13 protein-coding genes are annotated in these 11,824 nt (G+C 70.4%); 9 read left to right on the top strand and 4 right to left on the bottom strand.

All coding sequences use genetic code 11. From position 1 onward, the window contains the following. The first annotated feature begins 37 nt into the window (after positions 1 to 37). From LZ604_RS20065 to LZ604_RS20080, 4 genes are all read left to right on the top strand, one after another. Complete coding sequence (locus LZ604_RS20065; RefSeq protein ID WP_234516778.1) at positions 38 to 646, top strand: DUF1349 domain-containing protein; 609 nt, start codon at positions 38 to 40, stop codon at positions 644 to 646. A gap of 34 nt (positions 647 to 680) precedes the next feature. After that, positions 681 to 1,184: a GNAT family N-acetyltransferase gene (locus tag LZ604_RS20070; protein ID WP_234516779.1), complete on the top strand. Its 504-nt coding sequence runs from the start codon at positions 681 to 683 to the stop codon at positions 1,182 to 1,184. Positions 1,185 to 1,259: 75 nt separating this feature from the next. Next, positions 1,260 to 1,976 (top strand): DsbA family oxidoreductase, encoded by a 717-nt coding sequence (locus tag LZ604_RS20075; protein ID WP_234516780.1) that lies wholly within the window; start codon positions 1,260 to 1,262, stop codon positions 1,974 to 1,976. A gap of 63 nt (positions 1,977 to 2,039) precedes the next feature. Further along, on the top strand, positions 2,040 to 3,125 hold the full coding sequence (locus LZ604_RS20080) for an aminotransferase class V-fold PLP-dependent enzyme (RefSeq protein ID WP_234516781.1): 1,086 nt from the start codon (positions 2,040 to 2,042) through the stop codon (positions 3,123 to 3,125). A 70-nt stretch (positions 3,126 to 3,195) separates the two neighbouring features. Here LZ604_RS20080 and thpD read toward each other — a convergent pair whose 3' ends face one another. The 4 genes from thpD to ectA all read right to left on the bottom strand — a co-directional run bounded on the left by thpD (position 3,196) and on the right by ectA (position 6,446). Next, the gene (gene thpD / locus LZ604_RS20085; protein WP_234516782.1) at positions 3,196 to 4,092 is read right to left on the bottom strand and encodes an ectoine hydroxylase; all 897 of its coding nucleotides are present in this window, start codon (positions 4,090 to 4,092) and stop codon (positions 3,196 to 3,198) included. Position 4,093: 1 nt separating this feature from the next. Beyond that, entirely contained in the window at positions 4,094 to 4,492 is a 399-nt protein-coding gene (locus LZ604_RS20090; protein ID WP_234516783.1) for an ectoine synthase, read from the bottom strand. A 36-nt stretch (positions 4,493 to 4,528) separates the two neighbouring features. After that, entirely contained in the window at positions 4,529 to 5,800 is a 1,272-nt protein-coding gene (ectB, locus tag LZ604_RS20095) for a diaminobutyrate--2-oxoglutarate transaminase (protein ID WP_234516784.1), read from the bottom strand. A 103-nt stretch (positions 5,801 to 5,903) separates the two neighbouring features. Beyond that, positions 5,904 to 6,446, bottom strand: coding sequence for a diaminobutyrate acetyltransferase (gene ectA / locus LZ604_RS20100; RefSeq protein ID WP_234516785.1), 543 nt, complete (start codon positions 6,444 to 6,446; stop codon positions 5,904 to 5,906). A 622-nt stretch (positions 6,447 to 7,068) separates the two neighbouring features. Between ectA and LZ604_RS20105 the strand changes: the two genes are divergently transcribed. The 5 genes from LZ604_RS20105 to LZ604_RS20125 all read left to right on the top strand — a co-directional run bounded on the left by LZ604_RS20105 (position 7,069) and on the right by LZ604_RS20125 (position 11,805). Next, positions 7,069 to 7,920, top strand: coding sequence for a transporter substrate-binding domain-containing protein (locus tag LZ604_RS20105; protein ID WP_234516786.1), 852 nt, complete (start codon positions 7,069 to 7,071; stop codon positions 7,918 to 7,920). Then, positions 7,917 to 8,762 carry an amino acid ABC transporter permease gene (locus LZ604_RS20110; RefSeq protein WP_234516787.1) on the top strand — a complete coding sequence of 282 codons (846 nt, stop codon included), beginning with the start codon at positions 7,917 to 7,919 and terminating at the stop codon, positions 8,760 to 8,762. The genes LZ604_RS20105 and LZ604_RS20110 overlap by 4 nt, the downstream gene beginning before the upstream one ends. Further along, complete coding sequence (locus LZ604_RS20115) at positions 8,759 to 9,553, top strand: amino acid ABC transporter ATP-binding protein (RefSeq protein WP_234516788.1); 795 nt, start codon at positions 8,759 to 8,761, stop codon at positions 9,551 to 9,553. The genes LZ604_RS20110 and LZ604_RS20115 overlap by 4 nt, the downstream gene beginning before the upstream one ends. A gap of 22 nt (positions 9,554 to 9,575) precedes the next feature. After that, positions 9,576 to 10,667: an amidohydrolase family protein gene (locus tag LZ604_RS20120; protein WP_234516789.1), complete on the top strand. Its 1,092-nt coding sequence runs from the start codon at positions 9,576 to 9,578 to the stop codon at positions 10,665 to 10,667. A gap of 205 nt (positions 10,668 to 10,872) precedes the next feature. Continuing rightward, on the top strand, positions 10,873 to 11,805 hold the full coding sequence (locus LZ604_RS20125; RefSeq protein ID WP_234516790.1) for an SCO1860 family LAETG-anchored protein: 933 nt from the start codon (positions 10,873 to 10,875) through the stop codon (positions 11,803 to 11,805). The last annotated feature ends 19 nt before the right edge of the window (positions 11,806 to 11,824 follow it).

An 11,824-nucleotide genomic window follows, 5' to 3' on the forward strand; every position in this document is an offset into this window, starting at 1 on the left:
TCCCGCCCTCCGGGGCCCGGCCTGGGACACTCTCCCCATGGACCTCGAACTTCCCGAACTCCTCTTCGCTCTGCGCACATATGGGCCCGACGGCCACTGGTCCTACGAGGACGGGGTGCTCACCGGCTGGGCGGGGGCCCGGCAGGACCGTTTCGTGCCGCCCACCGGTGAGGGGCTCGACCCGGCCTCGGACGCACCCCGGCTGCTCGGTGCCCCCGAGGGCGACTTCCAGCTCATCGCCCGCGTCACGGTCGGGTTCGGCGCGTCCTTCGACGCGGGCGTGCTGTATGTGCACGTGGGGGAGCGGTCCTGGGCGAAGCTGTGCCTGGAGTACTCGCCGGACGTGCCCACCGTCTGCACCGTGGTCACCCGCGGCCACTCCGACGACGCGAACTCCTTCACGGTGGAGGGAAGTTCGGTCTGGCTCCGGGTGAGCAGGACGGGACGGGCGTTCGCGTTCCACGCGTCCAGGGACGGGAAGCGGTGGACGTTCGTCCGTCTGTTCACGCTGGCCGACGAGGAGCCGACCTCGGCGGCGCTGGTGGGCTTCCTGGCGCAGTCGCCGGTGGGGGAGGGGTGCGTGGTCACCTTCGACCATCTGGAGTACCGGGACTCCTGGCCGGAGGGCCTGCGGGACGGCTCGTAGGAACCGCGCCGGGTGCGGCCGCGTCCTCCGTCGCATGATCGGGGATCGTATGACCGGACGCCGCGTGATCCGTACCGCGCTGCGCGCCGACGCACGGGCCGTCGCCGACTTGCACGCACGAGCCCGGGCGACCTACTACCCGGACGGCCTGCCGCAGGACGGCATCGACTGGCTCGACGCCTGGCAGAGCGCCATCCGGCGGCCGGACGGGCATGTGCTGTGCGCCGTCGAACAGGGCGGCATCGTCGGCATCGCCTCCTTCCGCACGCCGGACGGTTCCCCCGCCGACACCGTCAGGCTCTTCCAGTTCCATGTCGACCCCGGCCACTGGCGCCACGGCATCGGCAGCGCACTGCACGCGGCCTGTGTGGAGCAGTGGCAGGCCGACGGCAGGCGGACGGCCGTCCTCGACGTGCACGTGGACAACGGGCGGGCGCAGGCCTTCTACGGCCGTCTGGGCTGGGTCCCCGACCCGGAGAACCCGCCCGCCGAGGGGGACCACCACCTCTTCCTCCGGTACGCGGTTCCCCGGGAATGAATCCGGGGCCCTCGAACGTTCACGTACGCCGCGGAGGGAGGCTCCGCACCCGTACGGAGTGGAGAGAAGCCGAACATGCGCGTCGAGATCTGGAGCGACATCGCCTGCCCCTGGTGCTACGTCGGCAAGGCCCGCTTCGAGAAGGCGCTGGAGGCCTTCCCGCACCGGGACGAGGTCGAGGTGGTGCACCGCTCCTTCGAGCTGGACCCCGATCGGGCCAAGGGCGATGTCCAGCCGGTCCTGGGGTTGCTGGCCGAGAAGTACGGGATGACCGAGGCGCAGGCGCAGGCCGGGGAGAACAACCTGGGAGCGCAGGCCGCCGCCGAGGGCCTGGACTACCGCACCACCGGCCGGGACCACGGCAACACCTTCGACATGCACCGACTGCTGCACTTCGCCAGGGAGCGGGGCAGGCAGGACGAGCTGATCCAGATCCTGTACCGGGCGAACTTCGCCGAGGAACGTTCCCTCTTCTCCGGGGGCGACGACCGGCTGGTGGAGCTGGCCGTGGAGGCCGGACTCGACGCCGACGACGCCCGCAAGGTGCTCGCCGACCCCACCGCGTACGCCGACGCCGTGCGCGCCGACGAGCGCGAGGCCGCCGAGCTGGGCGCGAGGGGCGTACCGTTCTTCGTCCTGGACCGCACCTACGGTGTCTCCGGTGCCCAGCCCGCCGAGGTCTTCACCCAGGCGCTGACGCAGGCGTGGGGCGACCGCTCTCCGCTGCGGCTGATCGAGGACGGCGGAGCGGAAGCCTGCGGTCCGGACGGCTGCGCGGTTCCCCGTAGCTGAGCAACGACGCAGGTCACGGCGGTCGTATAAGCGTTGCTTCGCGGAACCACGCAAGAATCCGCAATGGACGGGAACTTCACGGGGCCGCACAGTTGTCCCATGGAGACCTTCGAGACCCTCGTACGTGCCGAGTTCGCCCCGAAGAACACCTATCTGAACACCGCGAGCACCGGGCTGATGCCCGCCCGCACGGTGGACGCCATGCGGACCGCCCTGGAGGCGGCGGCCGCGGGGCAGCCGACCGACATGTTCGCGGACGTCGAGGCCGCCCGCGCCTCGTTCGCCCGGCTGGCCGGGGTCTCCGTCCGCCGGGTGGCGGCCGGGGCCTCGGTCGCCGTCTACACCGGGCTGATCGCCGCCTCGCTGCCCGAGGGGGCCGAGGTGGTCACCGCGGAGGGCGACTTCAGCTCCGTGGTGAACCCCTTTCACGTCCGCCGCGATCTGAAGGTGCGCAGTGTGCCCCTGGAGCAGGTCGCCGAGGCGGTGCGGCCCGGCACCGCGCTGGTCGCCGTGAGCGCCGCGCAGTCGGCCGACGGCCGGGTCGCCGACCTGCCCGCGATCCGCGACGCGGCCCGCGCGCACGGGGCGCGTACATACCTCGACGCCTCGCAGGCCGCGGGATGGCTGGACCTCGACGCCGGCGCGTACGACTACGTCGCCTCCGTGGCCTTCAAGTGGCTCCTGTGCCCGCGGGGCGTGGCCTTCCTGGTCGTCCCGGAGGACCTCGGCGGACTCAGCCCGCTGTTCGCGGGCTGGGTGGCCGGAGAGCGGCCCTGGGACAGCTGCTACGGCCCGGTCGGCGAACTCGCCCACTCCGCCCGGCGCTTCGACGAGAGTCCGGCCCTCTTCTCCTACGTCGGCGCCCGTCGCTCCCTGGAGCTCGTCGAGGAACTCGGGGTGGACGCCGTACGGGCCCATGACCTCGCCCTCGCCGGACGGTTCCGCGCCGGACTGCGCCCGCTCGGCCACGAGCCGCTCCCCGCGCCCGGCTCCCCCATCGTCTCCGTACCCGGACTCGGCCACCGGCAGGGCGAGTTGAGCGCGTCGGGCATCGAGGTCTCCGACCGCGAGGGCAATCTCCGCGCCGCCTTCCACCTGTACAACACGCCCGGGGACGTCGACCGGCTGCTGGACGCGCTGGCCGGATGACAACCGGACCGGGGCCTCCCGTCCCACACGAGGAGGCCCCGGCCCGGATCGTTCCGGGATTCACGCCCGCTCAGCGCACCGGCGTGAAGTCCCTGGCGCCGATGAACTCCGGCCGCCGCACCGGTGCCGCGAACGGCTCCACGGCCACGTTCTCCACGCTGTTGAACACGATGAAGACGTTGCTGCGCGGGAACGGGGTGATGTTGTCCCCCGAGCCGTGCATACAGTTGCAGTCGAACCAGGTCGCCGAACCGGGCTTCCCGGTGAACAGCCTGATGCCGTACCGGCTCGCCATCTCGGTCAGCGCCTCGTCGGACGGCGTGCCCGCGTCCTGCATCTGCAGCGACTTCTTGTAGTTGTCCTTCGGCGTCGCCCCGGCGCACCCCAGGAACGTCTTGTGCGACCCCGGCATGATCATGAGCGCGCCGTTGGTGTCGTGGTTCTCGGTCAGCGCGATCGAGACGGACACCGTCCGCATGTTCGGCAGGCCGTCCTCGGCGTGCCAGGTCTCGAAGTCGGAGTGCCAGTAGAAGCCGCCGGCCCCGAAGCCCGGCTTGACGTTGATCCGCGACTGGTGCACGTACACGTCCGAGCCGAGGATCTGCCGCGCCCGGCCGACGACGCGCTCGTCGCGGACCAGCCCCGCGAACAGCTCGCTGATCTTGTGGACCTCGAAGACGGAGCGGATCTCCTTCGACTTCGCCTCCACGATCGACCGTTCGTCTGCGCGGATCGCCGGATCGGCGACGAGCCGGTCCAGCTCACGGCGGTAGACCTCGACCTCGTCCGGGGTGATCAGCTGGTCGACGGCGAGGAAGCCGTCGCGCTCGTACGCCTGGAGGTCGGCGGTGGAGACCGGGCCGGGTGTGTCGGGGGAGCCCCAGACGACGGGGTCCTGGCGGGGGACGGACACCTCGGTGGTGCCGCGGCTGGGGTACAGGTCGGTGACGTTGGTGGTCACGGTCACTTCACACCTCCTCGGTCAGCAGCGGATAGACGCCGTTCTCGTCGTGGTCCTCCCGTCCGGTCACGGGCGGGTTGAACACGCAGATGCAGCGGAAGTCCTCCTTGACGCGCAGCGTGTGCCGCTCGTGCCCGTCGAGGAGATACATGGTTCCGGGGGTGATCGAGTACGACTTCCCGGTCTCGTGGTCGGTGAGTTCGGCCTCGCCCTCGACGCAGACGACGGCCTCGACGTGGTTGGCGTACCACATCGACGTCTCGGTGCCGGCGTACAGGACCGTTTCGTGCAGGGAGAAGCCGACCCGCTCCTTGGCGAGGACGATGCGTTTGCTCTCCCAGGTCCCGGACGCCGCCTTCACATGCCGGTCAGTGCCTTCGATGTCCTTGAACGAGCGGACGATCACGGTGGTGTTCTTCCTCCTTGCTGGACGGCCGGACGGCTAGACGGTTTCCCGGATGGCCCGGGCGAGGGTGCTCAGGCCCTCGTCCAGTTCCTCCGGGGAGATGGTGAGCGCGGGCAGCAGCTTGACCACCTCGCTCTCGGGGCCCGAGGTCTCCACGAGCAGCCCGAGGTCGAAGGCGCGGCGGGCGACCCGGCCGGCCCGCTCCTTGTCGTGGAACTCCAGGCCCCACACCAGTCCGCGCCCGCGGTACTCCTTGACGTCGGCGAGGTTCTCCTCGGTGATCGAGATCAGCTCCTGCTCGATCTGCTCGCCACGCGCCCGGGTCTGCTTCTCCATGGCGGACCCGTCGGCCCAGTACGTCTCCAGGGCGGCGGTGGCCGTGACGAACGCCGGGTTGTTCCCGCGGAAGGTGCCGTTGTGCTCGCCCGGCTCCCAGACGTCCAGCTCGGGCTTGAACAGGCACAGCGACATGGGCAGCCCGTAGCCGCTGATGGACTTGGACACGGTGACGATGTCCGGCACGATCCCCGCCTCCTCGAAGGAGAAGAAGGCGCCGGTACGGCCGCAGCCCATCTGGATGTCGTCGACGATCAGCAGCATGTCACGGCGGGCGCACAGGTCGGCGAGCCCGCGCAGCCACTCGGGCCGGGCGACGTTGATGCCGCCCTCGCCCTGCACGGTCTCGACGATCACGGCGGCGGGCTGGTTGAGCCCCGACCCCTGGTCCTCCAGCAGCCGCTCGAACCACAGGAAGTCCGGGACCTTGCCGTCCAGGTAGTGATCGAAGGGCATGGGCGTCCCGTGCACCAGCGGGATCCCGGCCCCGGCGCGCTTGAAGGCGTTGCCGGTGACGGCGAGGGAGCCCAGGGACATCCCGTGGAAGGCATTGGTGAAGGACACGATGGCCTCGCGCCCCTTCACCTTGCGGGCCAGCTTGAGGGCGGACTCGACCGCGTTGGTACCCGTGGGCCCGGGGAACATGACCTTGTACGGCAGGTCGCGGGGCCGCAGCACCAGATCCTGGAACGTCTGCAGGAAGGACCGCTTGGCGACCGTGGACATGTCCAGGCCGTGGCTGACGCCGTCCCGCTCCAGATAGTCGATCAAGGCCCGTTTGAGTACGGGGTTGTTGTGGCCGTAGTTGAGGGAGCCCGCGCCTGCGAAGAAGTCCAGGTACTCGTGGCCGTCCTCGTCGTACATACGGCTGCCGCGCGCGCGGTCGAAGACGGTGGGCCAGCCGCGGCAGTAGCTGCGCACCTCCGACTCGAGGGTCTCGAAGACGCTGAGGTCCGGCTGGGTGATGGTCACGGCGAAATCGCTCCTCGTGCGTGGGGGGGGGAGTGGGTCCGGTGAGTACGGGTGGGCGGAGGGGGTGTCGTGGGCGGAGCCAGACGGAGAGGTCGTGGGGGAGTCAGACGGAGAGCGGACCGATGCGGTAGAGGACTTCGGGGTCGTGCGGTCCGTCGGGGAACCGGTCCGTCCCGAAGAGGACCTCCGTCTCGACGGCAGCGCCGTGGCGCCGGGCGTACGAGGTGAACAGGCGCTCGGAGGCGGTGTTGCCCGGTGTGATGGTCGTCTCGATCGCGGTGACCCCGTACTCGTGCGCGACCCGTGCCGTCAGTCCGTCCAGCAGCCGTGCCGCAAGACCGCGCCCGCGCTGGTCGGCGTCCACGGCCACCTGCCACACCAGGAGGGTGCTCGGACGGTCGGGCCGGAGATAGGCGGTGACGAAACCGACGGGCCGGCCCTCGGGTCCGCTGCGTGCCACCGCCGAGGTGCCGGCGAAGTCACGGCACCACAGCAGATAGCTGTAGGAGGAGTTCAGGTCGAGCTTTCCGGAGTCCCTGGCGATGCGCCAGAGTGCGGCCCCGTCCGCCACCTCCGGGCGGTCGATCCGCAGTCCTTCCGGCATTTCCAGGAATTCCGCTTGCAGGTCTGCTTGTGCGGCGGTCATGTCGTTGCAACTTACCCAGGAGAATTGAAAATTGCATCGCCGGGCGGGGTTACGGACCGGCGATGTGTGTGTTATCGCGCGGGCGCGTGCCTGCACGTGAGGTGGGGCGCGTTTACGGCCTGAATGCCCGGAAAATACCGGGCAAAAGAGGTGAGTTGTGGAGTCGGTCACACTCGCGCAATCATCACGGAATCTGCTCGAATTGTGCCGCCTGATGTTCGCAGAATCTTTGCGTTTAGCCTGCGGAAGAACGGGCAGAAGAATGTGGGAATCTGCCCGGCGTTAACCCGGCGCTAATTCGATGATTACGCGTAAAGATTCGGGACGCAATGCCGATTTTTTCACGGGGTGGGCGCGAGGGCGCCGGGCCGCTGCCAGGGGCCACCGTGACTCCCGCGCTCACGGACGCGGCGCTTACGGAGCGCGGCGCTTACGTCCGCCCGTACGGCCTGGTGATCCAGGCCGGGGGAAGCCGAGCCTGGTCGTCGGTGTTTCACCCTTTCGACCGCTTGGTTCTTAGGCGGGGGGACCTGGGAGCCATGGGATTGGTTTGAGAGACTCAAACTTCTCCTTATAATCGGATCCCGCACATCCCCCCACACCCCCATAGAGAGGTCCCCCCGTGAAGACGCTCCTCGGCCGCCGGGCCCGCTTCCTGGCCGCCATCACCGCGACGGCTGGTGCCGTGCTCGTGGCCGGCTGCACCTCGAGCGGCAGCGGCGGCAGCGCAGGCAAGACGGCCGCCGGCGGGGTCGACCTCGTCAAGGCGGGTCAGCTCACCACCTGCACGCACCTGCCCTACCCGCCCTTCCAGTCGGAGATCGACGGCAAGGTGCAGGGCTTCGACGTCTCGCTGATCGACCTGGTCGCCAAGGACCTCGGGGTCAAGCAGCAGATCCTCGACACGCCCTTCGAGAACTTCAAGACCGGCGCGTTCCTCAACTCCGGCGAGTGCGACCTGGCCGCGGCCGGTATGACGATCACCCCCGAGCGCAAGAAGAACGTCGACTTCTCCGACCCGTACTTCGACGCCACCCAGGCCGTCCTGGTCGACAAGAAGAGCGGCGTCGGCTCGCTGGCCGACCTGAAGGCCAAGGGCAGGAAGCTCGGCGCCCAGGCCCAGACCACCGGCGAGGACTACGCCAAGAAGCGGGGCTTCGACCCGATCTCCTTCGAGTCCTCCGACGCCGTCCTCAACGGTCTGCGGACCGGCCAGGTGCAGGCCGTCATCATCGACTACCCGGTCGTCCAGGGCTGGCTCAAGGACAAGGCCAACGCGGGCGCCTTCAAGGTGGTGGACAACCTCAACACCGGTGAGCAGTACGGCTTCACGGTGAAGAAGGGCAACGCGAAGCTCCTCGCCGCGGTCAACAAGGCGATCGCCGGCGCGAAGGCCGACGGCACGTACAAGAAGCTGTACGAGAAGTGGATCGGCCCGTACACCCCGTCCAGCCCCTCGCCCTCGGCCTCATGAGCCATCCCACGGACACGGCCGGGTCCGCCGTCGCACCGCGCAGAAAGGGCCTGACCCGGCGCGGGCGGCGCAGGCTCTCGCGCGGCGCCCAGTACACCGTCTTCGTCGCCGCCGTGATCGCTCTGGCGGTCTCGGCGGACTGGGGCCGGCTGCGGAACCAGTTCGCGCAGACGGCCATCGCCCGGCAGATGTTCCCGGACGTCATCGTCCTGGCGTTGAAGAACACCGTGCTGTACACCCTGTCCGGCTTTGTCGTCGGCCTGGTGCTCGGCATGGTCATCGCGCTGATGCGGCTGTCGTCCGTGGGCCCCTACCGCTGGGTCGCCGGCGTCTACATCGAGATCTTCCGCGGCCTGCCCGCGCTGCTGATCTTCATCTTCGTCGGGGTCGCCGTGCCGCTGGCCTTCCCCGGGATGGAGATCGTCGGCGGCACCTACGGCAAGGTGGCCCTCGCGCTCGGCCTGGTGTCGGCCGCCTATATGGCGGAGACCATCCGCGCGGGCATCCAGGCCGTACCCAGGGGCCAGATGGAGGCGGCCCGTTCGCTGGGCTTCTCGCCCACCCGGGCCATGGTCTCGATCATCATTCCGCAGGCGTTCCGGATCATCCTCCCGCCGCTCACCAACGAACTGGTCCTGCTCTTCAAGGACTCCTCGATGGTGCTGTTCCTGGGCGTCACCCTGGAGGAGCGCGAACTGTCCAAGTTCGGCCGCGACCTCGCCAGCCAGACCGCCAACTCCACGCCGATCCTGGTCGCCGGCCTGTGCTACCTGCTGGTCACCATCCCGCTCGGCTTCCTCGTACGCCGTATGGAGGCCAAGGCCCAGGAGGCCGTCAAGTGAGCCGTACCCCAGAGATCCGGATCCGGGACCTGCACAAGTCCTTCGGGGACAACGAGGTGCTGCGCGGCATCGACCTGGAGATCGGCCAGGGCGACGTGGTCTGTGTCATCGGCCCCTCGGGCTCCGGCAAGTCCACCCTGCTGCGCTGTGTGAACCTCCTGGAGGAGCCCACCAAGGGGCAGGTCTTCGTCGGCGGCACCGAGCTGACCGACCCCGACGTGGACATCGACGCCGCCCGCCGCCGTATCGGCATGGTCTTCCAGCAGTTCAACCTGTTCCCGCACCTCACGGTCACCGAGAACCTGACCCTGCCGCAGCGCCGCGTCCTCAAGCGGGACAAGGCGCAGGCCGCCCGGACCGCCGCCGAGAACCTGCGGCGCGTGGGCCTCGCCGAGAAGGCGGACGCCTACCCCTCCTCCCTCTCCGGCGGCCAGCAGCAGCGCGTGGCGATCGCCCGTGCGCTCGCCATGGGCCCCGAGGTGATGCTCTTCGACGAGCCGACCTCCGCGCTCGACCCCGAGCTGGTCGGCGACGTTCTCGCCGTGATGAGGATGCTGGCCGAGGAGGGCATGACGATGATGGTCGTCACCCACGAGATGACCTTCGCACGGGAGGTCGCCGACCGGGTCGTCTTCATGGACGGCGGTGTGGTCGTCGAGGACGGCACGCCCGGCCAGGTCATCGGCAACCCCCGCCACCAGCGCACCCGGCACTTCCTCTCCCGGCTCCTCGACCCCGCGATGGCCGAGGTGGAGGAGGAGATCTCCGACCGGGCGGGCAAGAGCGAGTAGAAGGCGGACTAGTGTGCGGTACATGAGCGATCACGCGGTACTGCACGTGAAGGGGCGGGTGCTCGTCGGGCCCGAGGAGGTCCGGGACGGACTGTGGGTGGTCGACGGCCGGATCTCCTACGACCGGCCGGCCGGGGCCCGGGACGTCCGTACCGTCGAGGGCTGGGCGCTGCCCGGTCTCGTCGACGCGCACTGTCACGTCGGCCTGGACGCCCACGGACCGGTCTCCGAGGACGTCGCCGAGAAACAGGCGCTGACCGACCGGGACGCGGGCACCCTGCTGATCCGGGACGCGGGCTCCCCGTCGGACACCCGCTGGATCGACGACCGCGACGACCTGCCCGCGATCATCCGGGCCGGCCGGCACATCGCGCGCACCCGCCGCTACATCCGCAACTACGCCTGGGAGATCGAACCCGAGGACCTGGTCGCGTACGTCGCCCAGGAGGCCCGGCGCGGCGACGGCTGGGTCAAGCTCGTCGGCGACTGGATCGACCGGGACGCCGGGGACCTGTCCGCCTGCTGGCCGCGCGAGGCGGTCCAGGCGGCGATCGCGGAGGCCCACCGGCTGGGGGCGCGGGTCACCGCGCACTGTTTCGCCGAGGACTCGCTGCGCGACCTGGTCGAGGCGGGCATCGACTGCATCGAGCATGCGACGGGCCTCACGGAGGAGACGATCCCGCTGTTCGCGGAGCGGGGCGTGGCGATCGTCCCGACCCTCGTGAACATCGCGACCTTCCCCAGGCTCGCACGGGGCGGGGAGTCGAAGTTCCCGCGCTGGTCGGCGCACATGCGACGGCTGTACGAGCGGCGTTACGACACCGTGCGCGCCGCGTACGACGCCGGGATCCCGGTGTACGTCGGCACCGACGCCGGTGGTTCTTTGGCGCACGGGCTGGTGGCCGGAGAGGTCGCCGAGCTGGTCACCGCCGGTATCCCGCCGGTTCGGGCACTGTCCGCGACCACCTGGGGCGCCCGGCGGTGGCTCGGCCGGCCCGGCCTCGAGGAGGGGGCGCCCGCGGACCTCGTGGTGTACGAGGCGGACCCCCGTGCGGACGTCCGGGTGCTGGCGGCGCCCCGGCGGGTGGTGCTGAACGGGCGGATCGTGGGATAGGGGTCAAGGCGCGTCCACGGGACGACCGCGCGCCCCCGGTGTGGGGGATGTCCCGGGGACGCCGGGGAACAGACGTGCCGCATATTTCGAAAAGGTTCGCGAAAGATCCCCGATGGGGTGAAGTCGTGTCGTATCGCTGACGGTGCGTCACCGGTGCCGCGATTCTTTCCGGGTCCCAAGCCTGTCTTCCCTGGGGGTCCCACCCGTGAACGGCACCATCTTCCGCATGCCCGCACGCCGTCTGGCCACCGTCGCGGTGGCCACCGCCCTGGCCACAGGTCCCACGGTGCTCGGTGGCGCCGGTTCCGCCGGCGCCACCGAGCACCGTGGGCGCGCGAGCGCCGTGGTGCTGCGCACCGGACTCGATGTGTCCCTGCTCGACAAGACCGTGAACGCCCCGCTCACCGTCTCCCTCAACGCCGTCGAGGCTCCGCAGAGCGCGGACCGGACCGCGCTGTCGGCACGTCTCGACGGCGTGGACGGCGGGCGGCCGTTCAGCGTGCTCACCGCGGACGCCGCCACGGCGAGGGCGACGGTGTCCGCGACCGGAGCGGAGGCCTCCACCAGCCTGGCGCACGCACGGGTCCATGTGCCCGGGCTGCCCCTGCTGTCCCTGATCGAGGTCGACGGCGTCACCTCGAAGGCCGTGTGCGAGGCCGGGAAGAAGCCGGTCGCCACGGCGAACCTGCTGGGCGCGGTGACGGTGCTCGGCCGGACGGTGAGGGTGACGGCCGGTGGCCCGGCGGACGTGAAGGTGCCGGGCGTGGGAGAGGTGCGGCTGGAGGTGTCGCCCACCCGGACGACCTCACGGACGGCGGCGGCCTCCGCGCTGCGGCTGACGGTGACCGTGAACCCGGCGAAGCTGAACGTGGCGGAGGTGCAGGGGGCGCTGACGCTCGGCGGCGTCTCCTGCGAGGCACCGGCGGCCCCCGCCGCGGCGGGCGGCGCACCGGCCGCTCCCACCGCCTCCGCCACACATCCCGTCGAGGACCTCAGGCCGCAGGGGGCGCCCGCGAGGAGGGCCGGCCTCGCGCAGACCGGCGGAAGCGCGGTGACGCCGTACGTCGTGGCCGGGGCGGTCGTGATGCTCCTGGCCGGTGGGGGAGCGGTGGGCCTCGCCCGCCGCCGGCGCGGCTGACCCCACGCCGGAACCAGCT

The organism is Streptomyces glomeratus, from assembly GCF_021462825.1.
GTDB lineage: Bacteria > Actinomycetota > Actinomycetes > Streptomycetales > Streptomycetaceae > Streptomyces > Streptomyces glomeratus.